We start from the raw sequence: 25,875 nt of genomic DNA, 5'->3' as shown, positions 1-25,875 counted from the left end.
CGGGTGGTTGCGCCGGGTGCCTTCGTTGCGGAGGCTTCGAGGCTCGGCCGTGACCGGCCTCGCACCTCAGCCACCGTGGTTGCCCGGGCGGCGTCGCATCTCGTCCGTCGTGGGGTGAAACCCGCAGGCGGCCGGTCGCGGGCCGTCGTTACGATCAACGGGTCCAGCAGTCCGCCCGAAAGGCAGTCCCGTGTCCGATCTGAAGATCGCCCTCGTCCACGCCGGTGCGCGTGAGGAGCGGCAGGTCACGACGGGTACCAAGGCGTGGGAGCTGTTCAAGGACGACGACCGGGTGATCGCCGCGCGGGTCAACGCCGCCGACGGGCCGAGCCTGAAGGACCTCTCCTACGAGCTCCAGGACGGCGACGAGGTCGAGGGCGTGGAGATCGACAGCGGCGACGGCCACGACATCCTGCGGCACTCGACCGCGCACGTGATGGCGCAGGCGGTCCAGGACCTCTATCCGGACGCCAAGCTCGGGATCGGGCCGCCGATCCGCGACGGCTTCTACTACGACTTCGACGTCGAGACCCCGTTCCACCCCGAGGACCTCGAGAAGATCGAGACCCGGATGCGCAAGATCATCAAGGAGGGTCAGCGGTTCTCCCGGCGGGTGACCACCGACGCCGATGCGCTCGACGAGCTCAAGGACGAGCCCTACAAGGTCGAGCTGATCGGGCTCAAGGGCTCAGGGGCCGCGACCGGGTCGACCAGCGAGGCGATCGAGGGCGCCGCGGCGGAGGTGGGCGAGGGCGAGCTCACCATCTACGACAACATCCGCCGCGACGGCGAGGTGGCGTGGAGCGACCTGTGCCGCGGCCCGCACCTGCCGACCACCAAGCGGATCCCGGCGTTCAAGCTGATGCGCACCGCGGCGGCCTACTGGCGCGGCAACGAGAAGAACAAGCAGCTCCAGCGCATCTACGGCACCGCCTGGGAGTCCAAGGAGGCCCTCGAGGCGCACCTGCACCAGATCGAGGAGGCCGAGCGGCGCGACCACCGCAAGCTCGGCCGGGAGCTCGACCTCTACTCCTTCCCCGACGAGCTCGGCTCCGGGCTCGCGGTCTTCCATCCCAAGGGCGGGGTGATCAAGCGGGAGATGGAGGAGTACGTCAAGAAGCGCCACATCGAAGAGGGCTTCGAGTACGTCGGCACCCCCCACATCAGCAAGGAGGGGCTGTTCCACACCTCGGGGCACCTGCCCTACTACGCCGACGGGATGTTCCCGCCCATGGAGCTCGAGGGCGCGAACTACTACCTCAAGGCCATGAACTGCCCGATGCACAACCTGATCTACCGGTCGCGTGGGCGGTCCTACCGTGAGCTGCCGCTGCGGCTCTTCGAGCTCGGCAGCGTCTACCGGTTCGAGAAGTCCGGCGTCGTGCACGGCCTCACCCGGGTCCGCGGGCTGACCATGGACGACTCGCACTCCTACGTGGCCGCCGAGCAGGCGCCGGACGAGATCAAGCACCTGCTGAACTTCTGCCTCGGGCTGTTCCGCGACTTCGGCATCGACGACTTCTACCTCGAGCTGTCGACCCGCGACGAGGCCAACCTCGACAAGTTCGTCGGGGACGACGAGGAGTGGGCGGTGGCCACCCAGGTCCTCGCCGACGCCGCGGCGGAGTCCGGGCTCGAGCTGGTGCCCGACCCGGGCGGCGCGGCCTACTACGGCCCCAAGATCTCCGTCCAGGCCCGCGACGCCATCGGCCGGACCTGGCAGATGTCGACGATCCAGTACGACTTCAACCAGCCCCGCGGCTTCGAGCTGGAGTACCAGGCGGCCGACGGCTCGCGGCAGCGGCCGGTGATGATCCACTCGGCGAAGTTCGGCTCGATCGAGCGGTTCCTCGGCGTCCTCGTCGAGCACTACGCCGGCGCCTTCCCGCCGTGGCTGGCGCCGGTCCAGGTGCAGGGCATCCCGATCGCCGAGCGGCACAACGACTACCTCTACGACGTGGCGCGCCAGCTCAAGAAGGCGGGCGTCCGCGTCGAGGTCGACGACTCCGACGACCGGATGCAGAAGAAGATCCGCAACGCCCAGCTCCAGAAGGTGCCGTTCATGATGATCGCGGGCGACGACGACATGGCCGCCGGTGCGGTGTCGTTCCGCTACCGCGACGGGCACCAGGACAACGGCGTCTCGGTCGAGGAAGCCATCGCTCGGGTCGTCGCCGCCGTGGAGTCGCGCGAGCAGGTCTGATGACCGACCCGGTCGACTACTTCGGGGCGCCCGTCGCGGCGTCGTACGACGACGACAGCGACCTCCGGTTCAGCGAGGAGCACCTGGCGCTCGAGTCCGGCTTCCTCGCCGAGCTGGCCGGAGAACGTGGCCGGGCGCTCGAGCTCGCCATCGGCACCGGCCGGGTCGCGTTGCCGCTGGCCGCGCGCGGGGTCTCGGTGCACGGGATCGACCTGTCCGAGGCGATGGTGGCCCGGCTGCGGGCCAAGCCCGGCGGCGCGGAGATCCCGGTCGAGATCGGCGACTTCAGCACGGCGCTGGCCGGTGTCGGGCTGGAGGGCGAGTTCGACCTCGTCTACCTGGTCTTCAACACCATCGGCAACGTCGCCAGCCAGGACGGCCAGGTCGCGACGTTCGCGAACGCCGCGCGACACCTGCGGCCCGGGGGCTGCTTCGTCGTCGAGACCGGCGTGCCCGGGGTGCTGTGGGCGCAGCCGGACCACCGATACCGCGTCTTCAGCCACACCGACGCGCACCACGGCATCGACGAGTACGACCCGGTCACCCAGCTGATGTGGTCGCACCACTACACCCGCGGCGAGGACGGCAGCTACGGCCGCAACTCGGTGCCGTTCCGCTACGCCTGGCCGGCAGAGCTGGACCTGATGGCTCGGCTGGCCGGGATGCGGCTGCGCGAGCGCTGGGAGTGGTGGGACCGGACGCCGTTCACCGCCGACAGCGAGTCACACGTCTCGGTGTGGGAGAAGGAGTGATCCGAGCCGCGGGGACGCTGGCCGCAGCCGTCCTCGCGTGCGCGGCCTGCTCGTCGCCGGACACCTCGTCCTCGTCCGCCCGCGAACCGGCCGGGCCGACGTCCGCTGCCTCGGCACCGACCGCGACCGCGAGCGGCGGCCTCGACCCGGGGCTGGCCTCCGCCGCGCAGTCGCTGGCCGCCTCGGCCCAGGCGGAGGCCAGCGGCATGGGCCAGCCGATCGCGCCCCGCGAGCCGGGCGTGGTCGGCGGCGACGTCTCGTGGCCGCAGTGCCCGGCCGGGATGGGCATCCCGCACAAGGTCTCGAAGGGCGCGCCGATGCCGACCGACGACGCTGCGTACGTCGTCATCGGCCTCACCAACGGGCCCGGCTTCCACGCCAACCCGTGCCTGGCCGACCAGGTCGCGTGGGTCAAGGAGCGCCGGCTGCTCGTGGCGGCGTACTCGGTGATCAGCTGGCCCGACGACGCCACCCAGCAGCAGTACGGCGGGCTGCGCGAGGCCGGCTACGCGCAGGCGCAGTTCAACCTCGCGTCGATGGCCGCCGCCGGGCTCGAGTCGCCGATCATCTGGCTCGACGTCGAGCCGGTGCCGTTCTACGACTGGAGCCCGGACCCGGAGGCCAACGCCGAGGTCGTGCTGGGCGCGGCGCGGGGGTACGCCGACGCCGGCTACCGGGTCGGCGTCTACTCGACCCCGCACCTGTGGGAGACGGTGGTCGGCGACCTCAGCCTCGGCGTGCCGGAGTGGCGGGCGGCCGGCAAGACGTCGAAGGCCGAGGCGCTGTCCCGGTGCGGGAGTGACTGGATGATCCAGGGCGGTATCGGTGTGCTGGCGCAGTGGGTCGAGGCTGGTCGCGACGTCGACGTCACCTGCCCCGGCACCGAGACGACGCTGGGTGACTACTTCGCGCAGACGTGAGCGGCGGGGCGGCAAGCATCCCTGGCGCGGATACCCTGACCGCATGGCGGGCAGGACCGACGGTCGACAGCTTCGCTGGGCCGGGCCGGGAACCTCGGAGACCGCTCTCGACAGGACCGCCGGGTGAGCGAGGACGAGATGGTCCAGGACGGCATCGGCCGGCCCGACGACCTCGACCGCTTGTGGACGCCGCACCGGATGGCCTACATCCGCGGCGAGAACAAGCCCTCCGACGAGACGTCGGGGGAGTGCCCGTTCTGCCGGGTGCCGTCGCTGCCCGACGAGGAGGGGCTGGTCGTGCACCGCGGCGAGACGTCGTACGCCGTGCTCAACCTCTACCCCTACGCGCCCGGCCACCTGATGGTCTGCCCCTACCGGCACATCGCCGACTACACCGAGACCACCGACGACGAGGCGGCCGAGATCGCGGCGCTGACCAAGCGCGCGATGGCCGTGATCCGGTCGGTGTCGAACGCCGGCGGCTTCAACATCGGCATGAACCAGGGCCACATCGCCGGGGCCGGCATCGCCGCCCACCTGCACCAGCACGTGGTGCCGCGGTGGCCGGGCGACCAGAACTTCATGCCGATCATCGGCCGGACCAAGACGCTCCCCGAGCTGCTGTCGGACACCCGCGACCTCCTCGCCAAGGCCTGGCTCGGCTAGACCCACCCGCACACCATTCGGGCGGGCTGGCCCAACCGGGTCATTGTGGTGGTCACCGCCGAGGGGTTGGCTCGGGAGAGAGCGGCGGTGCCGCGTCGGTGCTGCCCGAGCCGGGAGGCGGCCCATGTACGCACGCTCCACCACGATCGTCGGGAAGCCGGGCGAGGTCGATGCCGGCATCGCCTACGTCCGCAACGAGGTCATGCCCGCCATGTCCACCCTGGACGGCTGTGCCGGCCTGTCGATGGTGGTCGACCGGCTCAGGGGACGCGCGATCGTCACCTCGTCCTGGGAGACGATGGAGGCGATGGGCGCCTCGATCGCCACCGCCGCCCCGCTGCGGTCCCGCGCGGCCGAGCTGTTCGGCGGCGAGCCGGTCGTCGACAAGTGGGAGATCGTGATGATGCACCGCGAGCACGAGGCACCCGGCGCCGCGTGCTGCCGGATCAGCTGGGGCGAGGCCGCGAGCGTCGACGCCACCGTCGAGCGGTTCAAGCGCGACGTCATGCCGCTGGTCGAGCGCGCCGAGGGCTTCTGCAGCGCCAGCATGTTCGTCAACCGCCTGTCCCGCCGGCTGTGCGGCACGGTGACCTTCGACTCCAGGGAGACCATGGCGGCCACCCGCGAGCTCGGCGTCGAGCGGCGGCAGACGATCACCGAGATGACCGGGATGTACTTCACCGACGTCGGGGAGTTCGACGTGGTCCTCGCCCACCTCAGGGTGCCGGACCTCGTCTGACTCGCTTCCCTCCCGACGGGCGGACGTGGAGGCAGGGCCGGATACCCTGCCTCCACCATGCTCGACCGGTTCAAGGCCTTCTGGCAGGGCGTCGCCCTCGCGCCGTTCATCAACCTGTTCATCAAGCTCGGCATCAGCCCGGACGTGATCACGCTGGTCGGCACACTCGGCGTCTCGGCCGCTGCGCTGGTCTTCTTCCCTCAGGGGTTGTTGTGGCAGGGCGTGCTGGTCGTGACGTGCTTCGTCTTCAGCGACCTCATCGACGGCGCGATGGCCCGCAAGGTCGGCCGCACCGACACCTTCGGCGCCTTCCTCGACTCGACCCTCGACCGGATCGCCGACGCCGCGCTGTTCGGCGGGATGGCGCTCTACTTCGCCTGGCAGGCCGAGGACCGGCTCTATCTCGCGCTGTCGCTGGTCTGCCTGGCGATGGGCTCGGTGACGTCGTACGCGCGGAGCAAGGGCGAGCAGCTCGGCTTCAACGCCAAGACCGGGCTGGCCGAGCGGCCGGACCGGCTGGTGGGGCTGCTGGTGCCGACGTTCTTCGGTGACCTGTTCGACGCGCCCTGGCTCTACGAGATCGCGCTGTGGCTGATCGCGGCGCTGAGCACGATCACGGTGGTCCAGCGGATCCTGCTCGTCCGCCGCCAGGCGCTGGCCGCGGCGCGCACCACCCAGGCACCCGCCGCGGACCAGCAGCCCTGACCTCGACTCACCCCACGGGCGCCCCGAGGATCGCGCCGACGCTGGCGGGGGAGAAGTAGTCCGCCGGTGACACCGTGCCCGAGACCACACCGGCGAAGCCGTCCATCGCCGCCTGGTTGCCGGCGGCCGCCCCGACGAGCGCCTGCATCTCCGGCGGCGGCGGCTCCAGCGAGGCGAGCTCGGCGGTGAGCTCGTAGAGGGGCATCCGGGACTCCTTGTCGGCCAGCCACGGAGCCATCGCGGCGTCCAGGTCCAGCGCACCGCTCAGGTGCTCGTCGAGCCCGGCGGCGACCAGGTCGGCGTCGGCGAAGGCGTTGCTCATGCCCTGGGCGGTGATCGGGTCCTTGCTGCACCCGGCGTCGCCGACGAGGACCCAGCCCGCGCCGTACGGCGTGCGCACGTAGGCCGGCAGCGAGCCGCCGAGGAACGGCGCGACCCGCCGCGCCCGGTGCACGCGGTCGGCGAGACCCGGCGCCGACTCCAGGGTGGCCAGGAAGTTGCGCTCCACATCGGCCTTGTAGTCGGCCGCCTCGGCGTGCCGCCAGCCCGCGACGACCATCGTCTGCCCGTCGTTGGTGCGGGCGGCCGCGAAGCCGCGGTGCGGGCGGATGAAGACCTCGAAGCCGTCGACCGGCAGCTCTTCGAAGTAGGTGTAGTAGCTGTACTGGAGCTGCGGCTTCTCGTGCGAGCTCGCCGCGCCGACCGCCCGGGCGACGTGGCTGTTGCGTCCGTCGGCGCCGACCACGACGCGGGCGGTGATCGTCCCGCCGGACGCGCGGACGCCGACGACGCGGCCGTCCGCGACCAGCACCTCGTCGACGTTGACTCCCTCCCGGACCTCCGCGCCCGCCCGGCGGGCCGCATCGACGAGCAGCTGGTCGAGCACGAACCGTCGCGGCGCGTAGGAGGCCGAGTGGCCGTCGACGGGCGGCGGGGTGCCGCGCAGCGACATGGGACCGAAGTCGAAGCTCCACGTCTCGATGGGCGGGCAGCCCGTGCCGCGCACCTCGTCGAGCAGCCCCCACCGGTCGAGGGCGGCGACTCCGACCGGAGTGATGACGTGCGTGGAAAGGGTGTCACTGGGGAACGTGGCCCGGTCGAGGACCAGCACGCGGTGGCCGCGCCGGGCGAGCAGCATCGCGGTGGGTGAGCCGGCGCACCTGGCGCCGACGACGATGATGTCGTAGTCGGTGTCGTGGTCGGTGTCGAAGTCGGTGGTCATGGCGCAACGGTGGCGGCACCGCCCCGCCGGGGCATCGGGGAATCCCCCTAATCGGCACCCGCGACCTTGGCCCCTGGGTTGCGCACGGCGTACGCCGCGGCCTCGCTGCGGTTGCGCAGGCCGAGCTTGGCCAGGATCCGGCTGACGTGGTGCTCCACGGTCTTGGCGCTCAGCACCAGTCGCTCGGCGATCTGGCGGTTGCTGAGCCCGAGACCGAGCAGCTCCAGGACCTCGGCCTCCCGCGCGGTCAGCAGCTCCGGCGACCGCGCACCCGGCGTGCGCACGCCGAGGGAGCGGAGCAGCGCCGTCGCCTCGTCGGCGTACCGCGTGGCCTGCAGCTCGCGGAAGACCTGCAGGGCGCGACGGGCCTCCTCGACGGCAAGGGCCGGACGTTCCGCAGCGCAGGCGCGGGCCAGCTCCATCCGCACCCGGGCCGACTCCAGCGGCAGCTGCGCGCGGGCGAACTCCTCCAGGGCATCCCGCAGGTGCGAGGCGGCGCCGGGCTCCCCGCTCGCCGCGGCGATCTGGCCACGGGCGAGCGCGGCCACCGCGGCGGCGTACGGCGTCCGGCCGGCGGTATCGGCGCCCAGCCGCCCCATGGCGTCCCGGGCCTGCTCGACGTGGCCGGCCGCCAGGTGGACCTCGACCAGCTGCGAGAGCAGCGGCACCGCGGCCAGCCCGTCCTCCTCCACCTGGCCGAGCGCGCGTTCGAGGACCTCCCGGGCCCGGCCCTCGTCGCCGGCCGCGAGCGCCAGGGCCGCCCGGGGCCGGGCGCTGTCGACGTCCTCGTTGAGCTCTGCCAGCAGCGCCTCGGCCTCCTCGAACCGGCCCTGCCGCACGCGCAGGTCGGCGAGCCGGGCCGCGGAGGCGGCGCCCAGCGAGCGCCTGCTCAGGTTCCAGAGCCGGATGCCCTCGAGCAGGGACCGCTCGGCCTCGCTCCAGCGGCCGGCGGCGGTCATCACGCCGCCGAAGTGGGTGTGGCAGTAGGCCGACACGGCGGGCAGCTCGACCCGAGCCGCGAGCGCGGTGCCGACGCGGAGCCACTGGTCGGCCCGGTCGACGTCGTAGGCGACCTCGCAGGCCGAGAACAGCTGGCAGAAGATCTCCTCGACGCCCACCGGGTCGGCCACCTCCCCGGCCGAGACCGCGGCGAGTGCCTCGTCGAGGAGCTGCATCCCGTCGGCCACCTGGTCACCGTGGACCAGGCTCGCGCCGTAGTAGGACATGGTGATCAGCTGCAGCGGGCCGTCGCCGGCCTCGCCGGCCGCGGCCATCGCCTCCCGGTAGAGCTCGTCCTTGCGTCGCCGGTCGAGTTCGAACATGCCGGTGGTCAGCGCCACCCAGCCCCGCTCGCGCGGACCGGCCCCGTCGCCGAGCCGCCTGGCCCTGGCCAGCCACCCGCCTGCGACCGCCCAGTCGCCCCGGAAGACACCGTGCAGCGAGGCGATGTCGCGGGCCAGCCGGACCGCACCCGCGTCGTCGCCGGCCGCGCGGTGGCCGGCGTACGCCCTCTCCCAGAGGTCGATGACGGCGTCGTAGTCGTGGCGCACGTAGGCCGCACGCCCCTGGCGCTCGAGCTCCTCGGGCCCGGCCGCGACGCCGCCGTCCACGTCCGCATCGTGTCACGGCGGGCGCCGTCCGTTACGGCGTCCGGCGGGGGCCGTCCGAGGGCGGTTATCGATTCAGGTCCGCGGCCCCGGCGACCCTAGGATGGGGCCATGGCAGAGCAGCACCCCGAGTCGTCGGCAGTCTCGTCCCACGAGGACACCGCTGAGGCCCTCGTCACCGGCACCACGCGTGTGAAGCGCGGCATGGCAGAGATGCTCAAGGGCGGCGTGATCATGGACGTCGTCACCCCCGAGCAGGCCAAGATCGCCGAGGACGCCGGCGCGGTCGCGGTGATGGCGCTCGAGCGGGTGCCCGCCGACATCCGCGCCCAGGGCGGGGTCTCCCGGATGAGCGACCCGGACATGATCGACGGGATCATCGAGGCCGTCTCGATCCCGGTGATGGCCAAGGCCCGGATCGGTCACTTCGCCGAGGCGCAGGTGCTGCAGAGCCTCGGCGTCGACTACGTCGACGAGTCCGAGGTGCTCACCCCGGCCGACTACGAGAACCACATCGACAAGTGGGCGTTCACGGTGCCGTTCGTCTGCGGCGCCACCAACCTCGGCGAGGCGCTGCGCCGGATCACCGAGGGCGCCGCCATGATCCGCTCCAAGGGCGAGGCCGGCACCGGTGACGTCTCCAATGCGGTGACCCACATGCGGACCATCCGCCGCGAGATCCGCCGGCTCGGGGCGCTCGAGGACGACGAGCTCTACGTCGCCGCGAAGGAGCTGCAGGCGCCGTACGACCTGGTCAAGGAGGTCGCGCGCCGCGGCAAGCTGCCGGTCGTGCTGTTCACCGCCGGTGGCATCGCCACCCCGGCCGACGCCGCGATGATGATGCAGCTCGGCGCCGAGGGCGTCTTCGTCGGCTCGGGCATCTTCAAGTCCGGCAACCCCGCCGTGCGGGCCGAGGCCATCGTCAAGGCCACCACCTTCCACGACGACCCCGACGTGGTCGCCAAGGTCTCCCGCGGTCTCGGCGAGGCGATGGTCGGCATCAACGTCGAGGAGCTCCCGCAGCCGCACCGGCTGGCCGAGCGCGGCTGGTAGCCCGCCCCCGCCGGGACAGTCACGGACGTTCTGGCCCCAGAACCGGTCTCGCTTCAAGAGCCGTCGACGCCCCCGGCGACCTGACCGATGGCCGGTAACAGGACGAGGCCTCATCCCTAGGGATGAGGCCTTTGTTCGTCACCCCTGTGGGCCACCCCGGGATGGCCCGTTCGGGCCATGGGGTACGTCGGCTGGGCACTCACGTGAACGCCCGATCCAAGGCACGGTAACAACGGATTTCGTGGCCCTATCGCCCCCATACGGTCCTTCTCGTTCGATCAGGAACATCAACCGACCCGGGCTCCGGGTGACTAAGTGGGAGGAATCGGTCATGCCGGACAAGGCGATCGAGAAGAACAAGAACACCAAGCGCGGCCTGAAGGTCGCGGCGCTGGCCGGGGGGCTTGTGCTGGTCGGCGGCGTGGCCTTCGCGTACTGGACCCAGGGCGGCACCGGCACCGGCTCGGCGACGACCGGCGGCACCAGCGCGATCACCGTCAACCAGACGAGCACCATCGCCGGGCTGGCCCCGGGCGTGGGCGCCCAGACGCTCAGCGGCGACTTCGACAACCCGAACGGCGGTCCGGTCTACGTCACCTCGGTTACCGCGAGCATCTCGTCCGTCGTCAAGGCCGCCGGCGCCCCGGCGGGCACCTGCGACGCGTCCGACTACACCCTCAGCGGCGCCGTCATGGCTGTCGGCACCGAGGTCCCCGCCGGCACGGCGCAGGGCTCGTGGGGCGGCGCGACGCTGGCGTTCAACAACAAGGCGGGCACCAACCAGGACGCCTGCAAGGGCGCGACGGTCAACCTGGCCTACTCCGCCAGCTGACGCAGCTTCGTCGAGCCGGTCCCGCGGTGCATGGGGGTCGCGGGCCCGGCTCGACGTGATCGATCTCGCAAGGACTTCTGAGGGGGAGCTGGGATGGCAGGCAAGCGTCTGCGGAGCGCGGCGATCGGGCTGTTCGTCCTGGTGCCGTCGCTGGCGCTGGCCGCGTGGCCGGCCCTGGGGCAGTGGGCGGACGGCGTACGCCGGACCAGCGCCACGTCGCCGGTGCTGAAGCACCACGCCCACGACGCCGTGTGGACCGGTGGGATCAGGATCACCGGCACCGTGCAGGTGCCGTTGACCCCCGGCATCTCCTCACCGGTCAGCATCCGGATCAACAACCCCAACCCCAAGACCGTGGCGATGCAGCGTGTGCGGGTCAAGATCGCGAGCATCTCGGCACCCCACGCCGACGCCACCCACCGCTGCACCCGGTCGGACTTCGTGATCCGCCAGATGCCGCGGCTCGCGCTGCGCGTCCCGGCCGGCCGGGTCGTCGACCTCACCGCGCTCGGCGTCCCCTACGCCAGCTGGCCGACGCTCGGGATGCGCAACCTGCCCCAGAACCAGGACGGCTGCAAGGGAGCGACACTCACCCTGCGCTTCCGTGCGGCGCGGCTGGGCGGACAACCGCGATGACGACCAACGCAGCTCGCCGGCGCATCCCGGTCGTCGTCGTCGTGACCACCCTGCTGGTCGTGGTGGCCGGGACGGCCTTCGCCTTCTGGACCGCCCTGGGCTCCGGCTCGGGCGCTGCCACCACCGACGGCACCGAGGCACTGATCCTGAGTCCGGCCACCCCCACGGCCGGTCTCTACCCGGGCGGCCAGGCGGCCGTCACCACCACCGTCGACAACCCCAACGATGCGGTCGTGCGCATCGGCTCCCTCGCGCTCGACCCGTCGCAGGGGACCGGCGGCTTCGCGGTGGACGCCGCGCACTCCGGGTGCGCGGTGTCCACCCTCGGGTTCACCATCCAGACCAACGCCGGCGCGGGCTGGACCGTCCCGGCCCACGGCTCGCTGCCGCTCACGCTCCCGGGCGCCGTCTCCATGTCCCCGTCGGCGGCCAACGCCTGCCAGGGCGCGAGGTTCACCGTCTACCTGAAGGTGGCCTCATGAGGCGCTACCTGTCGATGCTCGGCGCCGCCGTCGTCCTCACGCTCGTGGCGGGCACCGCCTGGGCGTACTGGACCGCCGGCTCGGTCGCCGGCAGCGCCGGTGCCGCCGGCGCCGGCGCCGTCAACCAGGGCGCCAGCCCCTCGGCCGGCGCTACCGGCTCGACCGTCACGGTCAGCTGGTCCGCCAGCACCCTGGCCAACGGCCAGCCGGTCGACGGCTACCTCGTGAGGCGGTACGACGCCGCCACATCGGCCGCTCAGACCATCACGTCCGCCTGCATGGGCACGGTCACCGCCACCTCGTGCGTGGAGAGCAACGTCCCCGACGGCTCCTGGCGCTACACCGTCACGCCGGTGTTCGCCACCAACTGGCAAGGCGCCGAGAGCGCCAAGAGCGCCGCCGTCTCCATCGACACCACCGCACCCGCCGCGCCGGTGCTCGTCGGGATCAGCTCCGACACGGGCGCCTCCGCGACGGACCTGATCACCAGCGCCGCGTCGCAGACCCTGACCGGCACCGCGGAGGCCGGAAGCACCGTGACCGTGCGCCGCGGAGCCAGCTTGCTCGGCACGGCCACCACCGACGCCTTCGGCGTCTTCGCCGTGGGACCGGTCACGCTCACCGCAGACGCCAACACCTTCACCGCCACGGCCACCGACGCCGCCGGCAACACCTCGGTCGCGTCCGCCGGCTTCGTCGTCGTCCTCGACGACATCGAGCCGTTCTCGGTCGTGATCAGCCCCAGCAGCAGTGCCTGGCACAACACCGGCACCTGGTCGATCACCGCCGACGACGCACTGAGCGGGATCCACCACGTGTCGTACAAGGTCGACGGTGCCGGCTACGCCGACCTGGCCGCGGCCAACGGCGTGGCGGTCTCGCTGCCCGTGCTGGCCGACGGGGTGCACACCGTGTACGCCTACGCCACCGACGTGGCCGGCAAGAGCACCGCCGCCGTCCCGGTCAACGCCACCATCCGCGTCGACACCGTCAAGCCGACCGCGAGCGTCGTGCTCCAGGCGCCGAACGCCGGCGGCTGGCGGACGTCCGGCCAGGTCACCGTCACCGGCACCGACGCGACCAGCGGCGTTGACCACGTCGAGTACAAGATCGACGGTGCGGCGACGTACACCTCCATGGCCAGCGGAGCCAGCTTCGTGCTGGCCGACGGCACCCACTCGGTGACCTACCGGGCCGTCGACGTCGCCGGCAACGCCGGTGACGACGTCACCGTCAGCAACGTCAAGGTCGACTCGGCCAAGCCGCAGAGCCTCGTGTCCCCGGTCAGCTCCACCACGTGGCGGAACTCGGGCACGGTCACGCTGTCGGCCACCGACGTCACGAGTGGCGTGGCGTCCATCGGCTACAAGCTCGACGGCGCAGCGACGTACACGACGTACGCCGCACCGATCACCCTCTCCGACGGCGCGCACACCCTCGTGTTCCGGGCCGTGGACGCGGCCGGCAACATCGAGGCGGACAACGTCGCGACGATCAAGGTCGACACCCAGCTGCCGACCGCCGGCATCTCCCAGGTCGGCTCGGGGCAGCCCACCATCACCGGCACCGACCAGGCCGCACTCAGCGGGGTTGCCTCGGTGAGCTACCGGATCGGCGGCTCGGGTGCCTACACCACCGTCCCGGGCAGCTCGACCACGCTGGCCCTGGCGACCGGCACCTACACGGTCTGGCGGTACGCGACGGACAACGCCGGCAACTCGAGCGTTGCCGTCAGCTCCTCGGTGACCGTCGACGGGTCGGCTCCGACCCTGGCCAACCCGGTGCCCGCCAACAACAGCGCCAGCACGGCCTGGGCGAACATCGACTGCCAGTCGGGCTCGTTCTCCAACCGCCTCTGCGTGGACGTGAGCGACACCGGAAGCGGAGTCAACGCTAGCACCGTGACGTTCAAGCTGGTGCGCACCAGCAGCAACCAGTGCTGGAACGGCAGCGCGTGGGTCGCCGGCACCGGCTGTGCCGCGCAGCCGATGACCCTGGTCAGCGGTGCCCAGTACCGCAGCGGCGGGAGCGCCCTCTCGGGCATGACGGACGGCACCTACTCGGTCACGTTCGCCGCGTCGGACAACGCCGGCAACGCTTCCTCCCTGGCCACCACGTTCACCGTCGAGAACTCGGCGCCGACGGGCACGATCATCAACCCGTCGACGAGCGGCTACACCGTTGGCGGATGTGGCACCGCGAGCGTCTGGGACGTCTGCGGCACTGCGGCCGACGCCGGCAGCGGCGTGGACCGGGTGGAGATCAAGCTGCAGCACAACGGCCTGCTCTTCGCCAGCGACCGGTGCCTCACCTCCTCGGGGACGTGGACCGCGGCCTGCAACACCACGCTGACGGCCACAGTCGACGGGAGCGGGAGCTGGAGCTACGTCACCGGCGCGCTCCCGGGCGACGGGTTCCTCCAGTGGTACGGCTACACGCTGACGGTGTACGTCTACGACCGGGCCGGGAACCTCACCACCCTGACCCGGGACTTCGACACTCCCTAGTAGCCCGTTCGGGTGGTGTCGGCTCCGAGCGGGCCGACACCACCCGCCGAACGGCGGAGTGAGGCTCGGTTCCCGGAACCGGCCGGCCGCCGATCCGGTCCAATTGGTGCAGGTGCTCGCATGGGGGAGCACCTCTAGCAGGAGGCAACGGGGAATGGCCGGCACGAAGCGGACCGTCACGGCATGGCTGCTGGTCGTCGGCGGCCTTGCCGTCACGACGGCGTACCTCGTGAGCGACGACACCGGGGCGCGCCTCGAGCTGGCGCCGCTGTTCTTCGGCGTCGCCATGGTGGTGGTCGTGGTCCGGACCTACCGGTCCCGCTCCCGGCGTGGGCGCAAGCGGCTCCTAGACTCTGGCAGTGTCCTCGCCGCCGATCGGAGTCCTTGCCCTCCAGGGCGACGTCCGTGAGCACCTGCGGCTCCTGACCTCGCTGGGCGTGGAGGCGGTCGCCGTACGCCGCCCGAGCGAGCTGGACGCCGTGGCCGGGCTGGTGATCCCCGGCGGGGAGTCGACCACGATGATCCGGCTGGCGCGGATCTTCGACCTCATCGAGCCGCTCCGGGCCCGGATCAAGGAGGGGATGCCGGCGTTCGGCACCTGCGCCGGGATGATCCTGCTGGCCGACCGGGTGCTCGACGGGATCGAGGGGCAGGAGACGCTCGGCGGCCTCGACATCACCGTCCGGCGCAACGCGTTCGGGCGCCAGGTCGACTCCTTCGAGGAGGACATCCACCTCGCCGGGCTCGACGAGCCGGTGCACGCGGTCTTCATCCGGGCACCGTGGGTGGAGTCGGCGGGCGAGGACGTCGAGGTGCTCGCGACCGTGGAGGAGGGGCCGGCCGCGGGTAGGATCGTCGCGGTCCGTCAGGGCCCGCTGATGGCGACGTCGTTCCACCCCGAGGTGGGTGGCGGCTCGAGGATCCACCGGATGTTCGTCGACCTCGTCGCCCAGCACACGAGCACGTAGGAAGAGGTAGAGCCATGTCGGGCCACTCCAAGTGGGCGACCACGAAGCACAAGAAGGCGGTCATCGACGCCCGCCGCGGCAAGATGTTCGCCAAGCTGATCAAGAACATCGAGGTCGCCGCGCGGATGGGCGGGGGCGACCCGGCCGGCAACCCGACCCTCTACGACGCGATCCAGAAGGCCAAGAAGTCCTCGGTCCCCAACGACAACATCGACCGCGCGGTCAAGCGCGGGTCGGGCGCGGAGACCGGCGGCGCGGAGTACCAGACGATTATGTACGAGGGCTACGGCCCGTCCGGCGTGGCGATGCTCATCGAGTGCCTCACCGACAACCGCAACCGGGCCGCCATGGAGGTCCGCACCGCGATGACCCGCAACGGCGGCTCGCTGGCCGACCCGGGCTCGGTGTCGTTCCTGTTCAACCGCAAGGGCGTGGTCATCGTCCCGACCGACCAGGACGGCCGGACCGTCAGCGAGGACGACATCCTCGAGGCGACGCTGGACGCGGGAGCCGACGACGTCAACGACCTCGGCGACTCCTTCGAGGTGGTCTCCGAGCCCAACGACCTGGTCGCGGTCCGCACCGCCCTGCAGGCCGCCGGGATCGACTACGACTCCGCGGAGGCGTCGTTCGTGCCCGACAACGAGGTCCAGCTCGACGAGGCCGGCGCGGCCAAGGTCTTCCGCCTGATCGAGGCCCTCGAGGACCTCGACGACGTGCAGAACGTCTTCGCCAACTACGACGTCGCCGACGACGTCATGGAGAAGCTCGACGCCTGAGGGCGTCCATGTGGGGAGTTTCGTCGGCTGGCCGACGGAGCTCTCGCCGGGACGACGAACCTTCGTCGTCCTCCCGACAGTTTCGTCGGCCAGCCGACGAAACTCCCACCCTCAGGCGGACCGCGACAGCACCCCACCGCGCCGACGCGCGGGGAAGGTCCAGGTCGCCGTCGGACCGTCCAGCTCGCGGCGGGCGTCGGGCGCGGCGTGGGCGACCATCCGCGCGACCGCGCGGTTGTTGCTGATGCTGAAGACCTCGATGTCCTCGACGCCGTGCGCCACGAGCTCGTCGACCAGCGCGGCGGCCAGCGCCGTACCGATCCCGCGGCGCTGGTGCCGGTCGGCGACGACGAGCGCGATCTCGGCCACCGAGGGGTCGGTGGTCCGGACCCAGAGGCCGTGCCCGGCCAGCTCGCCGTCCACGAACCCGAGCAGCGCCCCACCTGCGGGTGCCTCGGGCAGCAGCGCCCTCAGCAGCTTGCCCGACGGCGGCCCGGAGACGCCGGTCAGGAAGCGCGAGTACGCCGAAGCGGGGGAGAGCTGTGCGATGAGCTCGCCCAGGAGCTCGCGATCCGCGGGACCGGCCGGCCGGACATGGGGCTCGACGACGGTGGCCAGCGGCCGGGCCGGACGGTGGGTCTGCTGGATCATGGGGGCTCCTCCGCATCATTGCGGTAAAATTAATACGAACGATCGTACGATTAGTTCCCCGAACCAGCGCAAGTGAGTTTTCGAAGAGGTGCGTCACATGTCCGACCCCGCCGCCGTCGCCACCGACGGCCGGATCCGTCGCGGTGACGAGACCCGGCGCGCCGTCCTGCGGCGGGCGGTGGACCTCGCCTCGGTGGAGGGGCTCGACGGCGTGACGATCGGCCGGCTCGCGACGGAGCTGTCGATCAGCAAGAGCGGGCTGTTCGCCCACTTCGGTTCCAAGGAGGAGCTGCAGCTGGCCACGATCCGGGCCGCCCGCGCGATCTTCTCCCACGCCGTCGTGGTCCCGGCGATGGAGAAGCCCGCCGGCATCGTCCGGCTGCGCGCGCTGCTGGACGGGTGGCTGGCCTACTCGAGCGGCCGGGCGTTCCCCGGAGGCTGCTTCTTCTCACGGGCGACGCACGAGTACGCCGCGCGGCCGGGCACGGTGCAGGAGGCGCTGCGCGACGTCGACCAGGAGTGGCTGGCCCTGGTGTCCGCCACCATCGACGAGGCGCGCGAGCTGGGCGAGGTGCGCGCCGACGTAGACGCCCGGCAGCTCGCCTACGAGCTCGACGCCTACCTCGACTCTGCGAACATGCGCTCGCTGCTCAACGGCGACCTCGCGGTCTACGACAACGCCCGGGCCGCCGTCGACGCCCGGCTCGCCGCGGTCGCCTCCTAGAAGGTATGGGCGGCTGCTCAGTTGGCTGAGTGGTTGCGGGCCGGGGCCTCGCTCACAAGATTCGTGGGTTGCCGGGCAGGGGCTGCCTGCTCGGCCTATCCGACAATTGTGGGAGGCCCCGGTTGTTTACCGAGCGTACGAGTGTGGGGCTCGATGTGCACGCCGTCTCGGTCGTGGCGGCAGCGATCGACGGTGTCACGGGCGAGCTGTTCCAGCAGCGTCTGACCCCGTCCTATGACCACATCACTGGCTGGCTGCGGGAGCGGCCGGGGCCGGTGGCGGTGGCCTACGAGGCTGGCCCGACGGGGTTCGGGCTCTACCGGCACCTGGCCGCCGCGGGGATCCGTTGTGAGGTCGCTGCGCCGAGCAAGATCGAGAAGCCGGCAGGTGATCGGGTCAAGACCGACGCCAAGGACGCGCTGCATCTGGCTCGGTTGCTGCGGATGGGCGAGATCACCTCGGTCGTGGTGCCGACGGTGGCCCAGGAGGCCGCCCGGGATCTGGTCCGCGCGCGTGAGGACTGCCGAGGTGACCTGATGCGGGCCCGGCACCGGCTGTCCAAGCTGCTGTTGCGGCACGGGATCGTCTACTACGACGGCAGGGCCTGGACCGGGAAGCACGACCAGTGGCTGGGCCGGCAGAGGTTCACCAGCGCGCTGACCCAGTCGACCTTCGAGTCCTACTACGACACGGTGCTGGCTACTACCGCGCGACGCGATCGGCTCGACGAGCAGATCCTCACGGCGGCCGCGGACTCCGAGTTCACCGCCGTGGTGCGCCGGTTGGGCTGCTTGCGCGGGGTCGCGACCTTGACCGGGTTCGCGCTTGCGGTCGAGATCGGCGACTGGAGCCGGTTCACCGGCAACTCCATCGGCTCCTTCGTCGGGCTGGTGCCCAGCGAGCACTCCTCGGGCAACTCACGAGTGCTGGGACCGATCACCAAGACCGGCAACGGTCACGTCCGACGGCTGCTGATCGAGGCCGCCTGGCACCACCGGTCCCGGTATCGACCCGGCAAGACCATGCGCGACCGGTGGGACCTGGCGACACCGGCGGCCCGGGCCCGCGGCGACGAAGGCAACCGCCGCCTGCATGCCCGCTGGGTCAGGTTCATCGATCGCAAGAAGAACAACACCATCGCCAACACCGCCATCGCACGTGAGCTGGCCGGCTGGTGTTGGTCCCTGGCCGTGCTCGAGGAGTAGCCAGCCCACCACAGACCTTCGTTGACCGACACCGGATCTGACGGCAGCGCGAGGAGCGACCCGCGAAGACTCCTATGAGCAGCCGAGGCCACACCCCGGCGACGCTCGTCCCTAGACAGCGACCCGCTCCTGCCGAAAGCCCTTACTGCGGTAGCCAACCCGCGAATATCAGACTGACCGCGCGTCGAAAGACACGCCCCCAGGACCCACGTCGACCAACGAAGACTAGGCGCCCGCCGCACCCAGCGACGGGCGCCTCACCCTGCCCTTGACACAGGCTCACGCCATATCAGGAGACTGCTGAACAATCGCGCGGCGCCTGCGCCCTTGTTCAGCAGACTCCTAGCGACGCACGGGCACGGTGAGGACCGAGGGGAAGTCGTCCGAGCCGTGGATGGTCAGCGGCGCGATCTGTGGGAGGCCGGTCAGCGGTGGCAGCAGGTGGGGCACGTCGAAGGCCTGGATGCTCACCCGCAGCCGGTGGCCGGGCAGGATCGCCGCCCCGGTCGGGAACACCTCGACGTCGACCGGCACGACCGCGCCGACGGGGACCGGCTGCTGCGACGCCCGGGTGAACGGGTGGAACGGCTGGATCAGCCGGCCGTCGAGGTAGCGCGACCGCGACCCGTCGAGCGCGCGCTGCGAGACGACCTGCCAGCCCCCGGTGAGCCGGCTGACCGAGCCGTCGGGCGCGACGTCCTCGACCGCGACCGAGTACATGCCGTCCCCGGTCGGCGTAGAGGTGTAGAGCCGGGCGTTGATCGGCCCCTGGATCCGCAGCGCTCGCCGCTGCGGCTGGGTCTGGAACGTGAGCCCCCCGAGGTCGTTGAGCGAGTTGTCCCTCAGGCACGGGTTGTCCGGGAAGGCGGTGTTGAGGATCCCCGCGGTCCACTGGTTGGCCGAGCGGGTGCACAGCCCGGTGACCGGCACCGGCGGCACCGCGGACGTGCCGGGTCGGGCCCCGCGCCGGACGAGGTCGCCGGCGGCACCGCCGGCCGTGGCGACGCCGGAGAGGCGGAAGGACCTCGCCCGCAGGTCGCGGTCGACGTAGCGCCTGGTGGTGACCCACCTCCCGGTGCCCTGCTCGTAGTAGGTGAACGGCTTGATGTCGCGGAGCAGCCTCGGGTCCTTCCGGCCCTTCACGTAGTGGTCGAACCAGCGCAGCCACAGCTCCTGCAGCGGGCCGTACCCGGCCCGGCCGACCTCCGCGCCGGAGGAGCCCTGCAGGTGGTCCCACGGACCGGTGATCATCCGGACCGGGACGCCCTGGCGCTGCAGCTGCTCGAAGAGCAGCGGAGTGCCGCGCTGGAACAGGTCGTACTCACCGCTCACCAGGAAGGTCGGCACCCGGACCCGCCGGATCACGTTGATCGGCGACCGGTCGGCGTAGAACTCGCCGTCGTAGGCGGGGTCGCCACCCAGCACCGCGCTGGTCAGCAGCGGGCCGGTGAACGTGGTCGCGGTGGTGAGCCGGTCGAGCAGCGCGCGGACCGCGGACGCAGGGTCGTCCGCGGCGTACGCCGGCGGCATCAGCCCCGTGCCGGTCACCAGGCCCATCCAGAGCGGGATGAAGCTGACGTCGATCTGGCCTCCCGAGGCCACGATGTCGCGGTAGACGTCCGCGCCCGGCACCTGGGGGAAGATCGCCCTCAGCCCCGGCGGCCGCGCAGCTGCGGCAAAGATCTGGCTGATGCCCATGTAGGACGGCCCGGTCATGCCGGAGCGGCCGTTGCTCCACGGCTGCACGTGCGCCCAGGCCACGACCTCGCCGTAGTCGCGGGTCTCGCGGGGCCCGAACGCCTCCCACACCCCTTCCGAGGAGCCGGTGCCGCGCGCGTCGACCGTCAGCTGGGCGTAGCCGCGCTTGACCAGGTAGTCCGAGCCCGGGCCGCCCAGCCCACCGGCGTCGGAGAGGACCGACTTGTTGTACGCCGTGATCGTGACGATCACCGGCAGCGGCCTGGCCACCACCGACCCGTCCGCTCGGACCGGGCGCACCAGGTCGCCGCGCAGCACCACGCCGTCGTCCATCGGGATCGCCAGGTCGGTCGTGGTGACCGTCCGCGGGTACTGCTCAGGTCGCGGGTGCCAGTGCCGGGTGCGCGCGGGCGCATGGCGCGCGGCCGGCGCCCGGTGCAGCGCCGGTTGGGCTGCGTGTGCGCCGGGCTCCTGATCGAGCAGGGGCAGCCCTGCGGCGATCGCGAGGGCAGCGGCGGTCGAGACGGCGGCGCGCGGCTTCACGCCGAGTGCAACGAGTGGCCTGTTCCACCGTCACGTCGTCCGGGTCAGGTGTCCACGAGCCGGACGGTTCCTGTCAGAGCTGGGGTGGAGGCTGCTCGCCGCCACCGCCGCCACCGCCGCCGCTGCCACCGCCGACCTGGTCGAGCACGGTGAACGTCGCCGTCCCGGTGCGCGACGGGTCGGCACCGACGACCTTCACCTTGTGCTGGCCCTTCTTCTTGCCGACGTTGAAGACATAGGTGAACTTCCCGTTCGCGTCGGCCGCTCCGGTCGTCAGCTTCTTGCCGAGGTAGAACACGGTGACCGTCTCGCCGGCAGCCAGCCCGGTGACGGTGACGGTCTGGTCGGCGGTCTTGTTGGTCTCGGCGTCGGCCACCCTGACGTCCAGCTGCTTGGCCTTGATCACGTTCAGGATCGCGGTGCCGAGCCGTCCGGGGTTGCTGCCGGTGATGGTGAGCGGCAGCGGGCCCTCGGGCAGCGTCTTGGCGAGCACCAGCGTCCGCGCCACGTCGCCCTTGCCGTTCGCCTTGCCGGTGAGGACCGGCTTGCCGTCGAGGCGGATCGTGTACTCCTCGGCCTTGGCCAGACCATCGGCGGTGATGGTGACCTCGGACCCGACCATCGTCAGCTCGTCGGTCACGACGAGCTCGAGGGTCTTCGCCTTCCGCGCGGCCATGACGGTCACGGTCGCGGTCTTGCTGCCGGCGGCGTTCTGCACGGTCAGCTTGAAGACGTGCTTGCCGCGCTCGCTGATCCGCACTGCCTTCGAGCCCTTGGGCTTCTGGGCGCCGCTCCAGTCGCCGGAGGCGGTCAGCGAGTCGGCGTTCTTGCTGCGCCAGCGCAGGACGACCTTGTCCCCCACCGAGGCCTTGGTCGTGGAGGCGGCCAGCTTGACCTCGGGCGCCTTGACCGGCGGGGCCGGCGGCGCGGCCACCGTCTGGGTGAGGTCGCCGTAGGAGTAGTTGTTGGAGGCGTCGCCGTTGTAGGTGGCGGTGATGACGTGGCTGCCGACGCCGAGCGAGCTCACGACGAGCGTCGCCACCCCGGAGGTGAGGTCCGCGACACCGAGGGTGGTCCCCGGCTCCCCGAACACGACCTGGCCGGTCGGCGAGTCACCGGTCACGGTGGCGGTCAGGGTGACGGCCTGACCCGCCAGGGACGGGTTCGCGCTCGACGTGAGCGTCGTGGTCGTGTCGCTGGCCGCCGTTGCTGGTGGCACCACCAGCAGCGCGCCCACGACCGTCGCCGCAAGCACGCCCAGGACCCGGGTCTGCCTCATGCACTCACGGTAGGAGCAGGGGTCGGCCCGTGTTCGCGGTTTGCCGGAACTCTCCCGCCGAACTCCGTCTCATTGCGAGGAGGTGTGCGGCGACACCCCCAGCGCTCAGCCGGTCAGCTGGGCCGCCCAGCGGCGGTCAGTGCTCGACGTGGCGGACCACGTCGGGCTCGAAGCCGTGCTTGATCCCCCAGAGGACCGCCTGGGCCCGCCGCTCGACGCCCATCTTGCGGTAGGCGGTGCGGATGTAGGTCTTCACCGAGTTGATGCTCAGGTAGCTCCGCTCGGCGATCTCGCGGTTGGAGAGCCCCTGGGTGATCAGCGCGATGATCTCCGACTCCCGGACGGTCAGCCCCTGGTCCTTGCCGGGGTAGGCCGCGTCGGTCTTCGGCGTGACCGAGCCGCCGCCGGACGGGACGAGCCGCTCGCCCGCGTGGATGCGCTCGAGCGCCTCGACGAGCTCATCGGCGTCCAGCCCCTTGGAGATGTAGCCGTCCGCGCCGGCGTCGAGCGACTCCTGGACCAGCTCGTGGTGGAGGTTCCAGCTGTAGACGGCGACCTTGGCGTTACCACCGTCGCGCAGGGCGATCACGTTGATGCTTCTGCCCTGGACCTGCCCGAAGGTGTCATAGAGGACGACGTCGACGTCACGCAGGACCGGGAGGTTCGCGTCGAGCTCGACGACCTCGACCCGGTCGCGGTAGGGCTGCAGCAGGGCGGCCACGCCCACGACCACCAGCTCGTAGTCGTTGACGATCGCCACCCGCACGGGGCCCCCTGACGTGCTCATCACTGACAGCGTAGGGGTGCCGAGTGCCGCCCGACACGCGCGGGCACCTCCCCCGATCCGGACGTCGCAGCCGTTACAAAGGAGGTGGCCCCGCTGCGTATGAGGCTGCGGGGCCTAAATCTGCCCTGCCGAGGGCTGGATCTGACCCGCCACGTAGGCGTCGATCTCGTCCAGCACCCGCTCCCGGACGTCATCAGGTGCGAACGACGCACGCACGCCGGTCCGGGCGAGCTCGGCGAGCCCCGCCTCATCGAGGTCGAGCAGGTGGGCGGCGATCGCGTACTCGCGGTTGAGCGTGGTCCCGAACATCGGCGGGTCGTCGGAGTTGACGGTCACGGTGACGCCCGCGGCCCGGAAGGCCCGGATCGGGTGCTCCTCCAGCGTCGCCACCGCACGGGTGGCGATGTTGGACGAGGGGCACACCTCGAGCGGCACCCCGGTCTCGGCCAGGTGCCGGAGCAGCGCCGGGTCCTGGGCCGACGACGTGCCGTGGCCGATCCGCTCGGCCCGCAGGAGGGTGAGCGAGTCCCAGACCGTCTGCGGCCCGGTGGTCTCCCCCGCGTGCGGGACGCTGTGCAGCCCCGCCTCCCGCGCGGCGGTGAACACCGGCTCGAACTGCGCACGGCTCACGCCGATCTCGGGACCACCCAGCCCGAAGGCGACCAGCCCCTCCGGCCGGTGCTTCGTGGCGTACTCGAGCGTCCACTCGGCCGAGTCGACCCCGAACTCCCCCGGGATGTCGTAGATCCAGCGCAGCACCAGCCCGAAGTCGCGCTCGGCCTCGACGCGGGCCGACTCGATCGCCTCGGTGTAGCCCTCGATCGGCATCCCGAGGTCCGGCTGGTCCGGGCGGACCGACGTGTACGGCGTGCAGGTCAGCTCGGCGTACCGCAGCCCCTGCTCGGTCGCCATCTCCCGGGCGATCTCGTAGGTCAGGTAGTGGATGTCCTCGGGCGTGCGGATCAGCGCCACGACCGCGAGGTAGACCTCGATGAAGTGCGCGAAGTCGCGGAACTCATAGAACTTCCTCAGCTCGTCGATATCGCTGGGCACGGTGCCCGGGTGCCGGGTCGCCAGCTCGCTGACGATCCGCGCCGAGGCCGAGCCGACGTGGTGGACGTGCAGCTCGGCCTTGGGCAGCCCGTCGATGAACTGTTCGATCTCCGGAGCGACGTACGCGCCGGTCGGCTCGGTTGTCATGGAGTCACTGAACCGCGTCGATGAGCTCCTTGGCCAAATCGGAGGCCGTCCCCTTGGTGGTGAACGGCCTGCCGTCGAGCACCACCGTGAGGGTCGAGTCCACGCCGAGAGCCTGGGCCTGCTTGGTCCCGTCGGCGACCTCCTGGGTGCCCTCGCCCGCCTCCATCGACGCCTTGAGCTCGACGGTGTCGGCGCCCGCCTGGCCGGCCAGTGGGTAGAGGTCGTCGCGGCTCGGGAACGGCCCCTTCTCGCTGGGCTGGTTGGCGTAGAGGAGGTCGTGGAACTTCTGGGCCACGGCGTCGCCGTCATGCTGGAGCACCAGCCACCACATCAGCGTCGCGCGCGCCGAGTACTCCCCGAGCTTCTGGAGGGTCACGAGGGGGCGGTACTCGACCTGGACCTTGCCCTGGCCGGCCAGCTGCTCGAGCTGCTCGTGCCCAGCCTTCTCGAACTCACCGCAGTCCTGGCACAGGAAGTCCTCGTAGACGACGACCTTGTGCGGCGCCGACGCCGGACCGAGGGTCACGCCGTAGTCGCTGCCCGGCGGCGGGATAGAGCCCGCTTCGGCTCCCGAGTCGTCGTCACGCGTCGATGCGTAGAGGAGGCTCGCCACCACGACCAGGGCGACGGCGGTCACCACGCCGACCACCGTGAGGACCCGGCGGCGGCGTTCGCGCCGCTCCCGCTCGCGGCGGGCCGCCGCGACGCGCTCGCGGTGGCGCCGCTGCTTCTCCTTGTTGCTGAGATTGGTGTTCACGTCCGTCAGACTCCTGGCTGCTGGTCGTCGACAACTCCTGGGTCGAACCCCGCCGACCCACTTCTCGACGGGCGTGATGTTAGGAACCGGCCCTGAGCCGAGGCTGAGAAGCCTCGGTCCGCTCGCGACCACGTCGCACTAGGGTGGGTCGGGTGAAGGAGCGACTGGTCTGGATCGACTGCGAGATGACCGGGCTCGACCTGTCGGCCGACGCCCTCATCGAGGTCGCCGCACTGGTCACCGACTTCGACCTCAACGTCCTGGGCGAGGGGATCGACCTCGTCATCAAGCCGCCGCCTGAGTCCCTCGACCAGATGGGCGACTTCGTGCGCTCCATGCACGAGCGGTCCGGGCTGCTCGCCGAGCTGGACGCCGGGCTCACGCTGGACCAGGCCGAGGAGCAGGTCCTCGCCTACGTCAAGGAGCACTGCCCCAACGGTTCGCGGCCGCCGCTGGCCGGCAACACGGTCGCCACCGACCGCTCGTTCCTCTCCCGCGACATGCCGACCCTCGAGGCGTTCCTGCACTACCGGATCGTCGACGTCTCCTCGATCAAGGAGCTGGCCCGGCGCTGGTTCCCCCGTGCCTACTTCCAGGCGCCGGCCAAGCGCGGCAACCACCGCGCGCTGGCCGACATCCAGGAGAGCATCGAGGAGCTCCGCTACTACCGCGAGGCGGTGTTCGTGGCCCCGCCCGGCCCCGACAGTGACGCGGTCAAGGAGCTGGCCGCCAAGCACGGCGGCGCGCTCACCGGCCTCACCGGCGACCGGGTGGCGACCCACGATTCCGAGGACGCCGCCGGATCCGTCTAGACTTCTCGCGGCCCGAGACCAGGGCCTCATGGTGGGTGTAGCTCAGCTGGTAGAGCGCCGCGTTGTGGTCGCGGATGTCGCGGGTTCAAGTCCCGTTACTCACCCCAGACCATCACGAGAGCCGGATCCCGAGGGATCCGGCTCTCGT

25 protein-coding genes and 1 tRNA gene are annotated in these 25,875 nt (G+C 71.4%); 18 read left to right on the top strand and 8 right to left on the bottom strand.

The annotated features are described in order from the left end of the window. Positions 1-190 precede the first annotated feature (190 nt). From thrS to pgsA, 6 genes are all read left to right on the top strand, one after another. Entirely contained in the window at positions 191-2,203 is a 2,013-nt protein-coding gene (thrS, locus tag VFV89_RS21880) for a threonine--tRNA ligase (protein ID WP_329708104.1), read from the top strand. Further along, a complete protein-coding gene (locus VFV89_RS21875; RefSeq protein ID WP_329708103.1) occupies positions 2,203-2,955 on the top strand; it encodes a class I SAM-dependent methyltransferase in 753 nt (250 codons plus the stop codon). The genes thrS and VFV89_RS21875 overlap by 1 nt, the downstream gene beginning before the upstream one ends. Then, complete coding sequence (locus VFV89_RS21870) at positions 2,952-3,875, top strand: hypothetical protein (RefSeq protein ID WP_329708102.1); 924 nt, start codon at positions 2,952-2,954, stop codon at positions 3,873-3,875. Before VFV89_RS21875 ends, VFV89_RS21870 begins: the two co-directional genes overlap by 4 nt. Positions 3,876-4,013: 138 nt before the next feature. Then, a complete protein-coding gene (locus VFV89_RS21865) occupies positions 4,014-4,541 on the top strand; it encodes an HIT domain-containing protein (RefSeq protein ID WP_329708105.1) in 528 nt (175 codons plus the stop codon). A gap of 124 nt (positions 4,542-4,665) precedes the next feature. Further along, positions 4,666-5,280, top strand: a complete 615-nt coding sequence (locus VFV89_RS21860) for a hypothetical protein (protein ID WP_329708101.1) — start codon at positions 4,666-4,668, stop codon at positions 5,278-5,280. A 57-nt stretch (positions 5,281-5,337) separates the two neighbouring features. Further along, positions 5,338-5,985 carry a phosphatidylinositol phosphate synthase gene (gene pgsA / locus VFV89_RS21855; RefSeq protein ID WP_329708100.1) on the top strand — a complete coding sequence of 216 codons (648 nt, stop codon included), beginning with the start codon at positions 5,338-5,340 and terminating at the stop codon, positions 5,983-5,985. A gap of 7 nt (positions 5,986-5,992) precedes the next feature. Here the strand turns inward: pgsA and VFV89_RS21850 are convergent, their stop codons facing one another. Together VFV89_RS21850 and VFV89_RS21845 are read right to left on the bottom strand one after the other, a co-directional pair. Continuing rightward, positions 5,993-7,207 carry an NAD(P)/FAD-dependent oxidoreductase gene (locus VFV89_RS21850; protein ID WP_329708099.1) on the bottom strand — a complete coding sequence of 405 codons (1,215 nt, stop codon included), beginning with the start codon at positions 7,205-7,207 and terminating at the stop codon, positions 5,993-5,995. Between the two features lie 47 nt (positions 7,208-7,254). Further along, positions 7,255-8,817 carry a LuxR C-terminal-related transcriptional regulator gene (locus VFV89_RS21845; RefSeq protein ID WP_329708098.1) on the bottom strand — a complete coding sequence of 521 codons (1,563 nt, stop codon included), beginning with the start codon at positions 8,815-8,817 and terminating at the stop codon, positions 7,255-7,257. A 108-nt stretch (positions 8,818-8,925) separates the two neighbouring features. Here VFV89_RS21845 and pdxS point away from each other — a divergent pair, with 108 nt between their 5' ends. The 8 genes from pdxS to VFV89_RS21805 all read left to right on the top strand — a co-directional run bounded on the left by pdxS (position 8,926) and on the right by VFV89_RS21805 (position 16,071). Further along, complete coding sequence (gene pdxS, locus VFV89_RS21840; protein ID WP_329708097.1) at positions 8,926-9,867, top strand: pyridoxal 5'-phosphate synthase lyase subunit PdxS; 942 nt, start codon at positions 8,926-8,928, stop codon at positions 9,865-9,867. A 331-nt stretch (positions 9,868-10,198) separates the two neighbouring features. Then, a complete protein-coding gene (locus tag VFV89_RS21835; protein WP_329708096.1) occupies positions 10,199-10,699 on the top strand; it encodes a hypothetical protein in 501 nt (166 codons plus the stop codon). Positions 10,700-10,792: 93 nt separating this feature from the next. Further along, positions 10,793-11,335, top strand: a complete 543-nt coding sequence (locus VFV89_RS21830) for a hypothetical protein (RefSeq protein WP_329708095.1) — start codon at positions 10,793-10,795, stop codon at positions 11,333-11,335. Beyond that, the gene (locus VFV89_RS21825) at positions 11,332-11,817 is read left to right on the top strand and encodes a hypothetical protein (RefSeq protein ID WP_329708094.1); all 486 of its coding nucleotides are present in this window, start codon (positions 11,332-11,334) and stop codon (positions 11,815-11,817) included. The genes VFV89_RS21830 and VFV89_RS21825 overlap by 4 nt, the downstream gene beginning before the upstream one ends. After that, a complete protein-coding gene (locus VFV89_RS21820; protein ID WP_329708093.1) occupies positions 11,814-14,324 on the top strand; it encodes a fibronectin type III domain-containing protein in 2,511 nt (836 codons plus the stop codon). The genes VFV89_RS21825 and VFV89_RS21820 overlap by 4 nt, the downstream gene beginning before the upstream one ends. A 154-nt stretch (positions 14,325-14,478) precedes the next feature. Next, positions 14,479-14,733: a hypothetical protein gene (locus VFV89_RS21815; RefSeq protein ID WP_329708092.1), complete on the top strand. Its 255-nt coding sequence runs from the start codon at positions 14,479-14,481 to the stop codon at positions 14,731-14,733. Then, positions 14,684-15,292 (top strand): pyridoxal 5'-phosphate synthase glutaminase subunit PdxT, encoded by a 609-nt coding sequence (gene pdxT / locus VFV89_RS21810; protein WP_329708091.1) that lies wholly within the window; start codon positions 14,684-14,686, stop codon positions 15,290-15,292. The genes VFV89_RS21815 and pdxT overlap by 50 nt, the downstream gene beginning before the upstream one ends. A 14-nt stretch (positions 15,293-15,306) precedes the next feature. Further along, positions 15,307-16,071 (top strand): YebC/PmpR family DNA-binding transcriptional regulator, encoded by a 765-nt coding sequence (locus VFV89_RS21805; protein ID WP_329708090.1) that lies wholly within the window; start codon positions 15,307-15,309, stop codon positions 16,069-16,071. 111 nt (positions 16,072-16,182) lie between these two features. Here VFV89_RS21805 and VFV89_RS21800 read toward each other — a convergent pair whose 3' ends face one another. Then, a complete protein-coding gene (locus VFV89_RS21800) occupies positions 16,183-16,722 on the bottom strand; it encodes a GNAT family N-acetyltransferase (RefSeq protein ID WP_329708089.1) in 540 nt (179 codons plus the stop codon). Positions 16,723-16,819: 97 nt separating this feature from the next. Here VFV89_RS21800 and VFV89_RS21795 point away from each other — a divergent pair, with 97 nt between their 5' ends. Continuing rightward, a complete protein-coding gene (locus VFV89_RS21795) occupies positions 16,820-17,446 on the top strand; it encodes a TetR/AcrR family transcriptional regulator (protein WP_329708088.1) in 627 nt (208 codons plus the stop codon). A 143-nt stretch (positions 17,447-17,589) separates the two neighbouring features. Beyond that, positions 17,590-18,651, top strand: coding sequence for an IS110 family transposase (locus VFV89_RS21790; RefSeq protein ID WP_329708087.1), 1,062 nt, complete (start codon positions 17,590-17,592; stop codon positions 18,649-18,651). A 342-nt stretch (positions 18,652-18,993) separates the two neighbouring features. On the opposite strand, the gene VFV89_RS21785 is transcribed toward VFV89_RS21790, so the two are convergent. The 5 genes from VFV89_RS21785 to VFV89_RS21765 form a co-directional block, all read right to left on the bottom strand. After that, positions 18,994-20,892, bottom strand: a complete 1,899-nt coding sequence (locus VFV89_RS21785) for a CocE/NonD family hydrolase (protein ID WP_329708086.1) — start codon at positions 20,890-20,892, stop codon at positions 18,994-18,996. A gap of 73 nt (positions 20,893-20,965) precedes the next feature. Then, on the bottom strand, positions 20,966-22,171 hold the full coding sequence (locus tag VFV89_RS21780; protein ID WP_329708085.1) for an Ig-like domain-containing protein: 1,206 nt from the start codon (positions 22,169-22,171) through the stop codon (positions 20,966-20,968). 136 nt (positions 22,172-22,307) lie between these two features. Next, on the bottom strand, positions 22,308-22,958 hold the full coding sequence (locus VFV89_RS21775) for a response regulator transcription factor (protein WP_329708084.1): 651 nt from the start codon (positions 22,956-22,958) through the stop codon (positions 22,308-22,310). 114 nt (positions 22,959-23,072) lie between these two features. Then, positions 23,073-24,158 (bottom strand): adenosine deaminase, encoded by a 1,086-nt coding sequence (locus tag VFV89_RS21770; RefSeq protein ID WP_329708083.1) that lies wholly within the window; start codon positions 24,156-24,158, stop codon positions 23,073-23,075. Between the two features lie 4 nt (positions 24,159-24,162). Continuing rightward, positions 24,163-24,915: a DsbA family protein gene (locus VFV89_RS21765; RefSeq protein WP_329708082.1), complete on the bottom strand. Its 753-nt coding sequence runs from the start codon at positions 24,913-24,915 to the stop codon at positions 24,163-24,165. Between the two features lie 152 nt (positions 24,916-25,067). Between VFV89_RS21765 and orn the strand changes: the two genes are divergently transcribed. Together orn and VFV89_RS21755 are read left to right on the top strand one after the other, a co-directional pair. Further along, on the top strand, positions 25,068-25,727 hold the full coding sequence (orn, locus tag VFV89_RS21760) for an oligoribonuclease (RefSeq protein ID WP_329708081.1): 660 nt from the start codon (positions 25,068-25,070) through the stop codon (positions 25,725-25,727). A 31-nt stretch (positions 25,728-25,758) separates the two neighbouring features. Further along, a tRNA-His gene (locus VFV89_RS21755) sits at positions 25,759-25,834 on the top strand. Positions 25,835-25,875 lie beyond the last annotated feature (41 nt).

Source organism: Nocardioides sp., from assembly GCF_036274455.1.
In the GTDB taxonomy this organism is placed as follows: domain Bacteria; phylum Actinomycetota; class Actinomycetes; order Propionibacteriales; family Nocardioidaceae; genus Nocardioides.
This window is presented reverse-complemented; position numbering and strand designations above follow the sequence as displayed.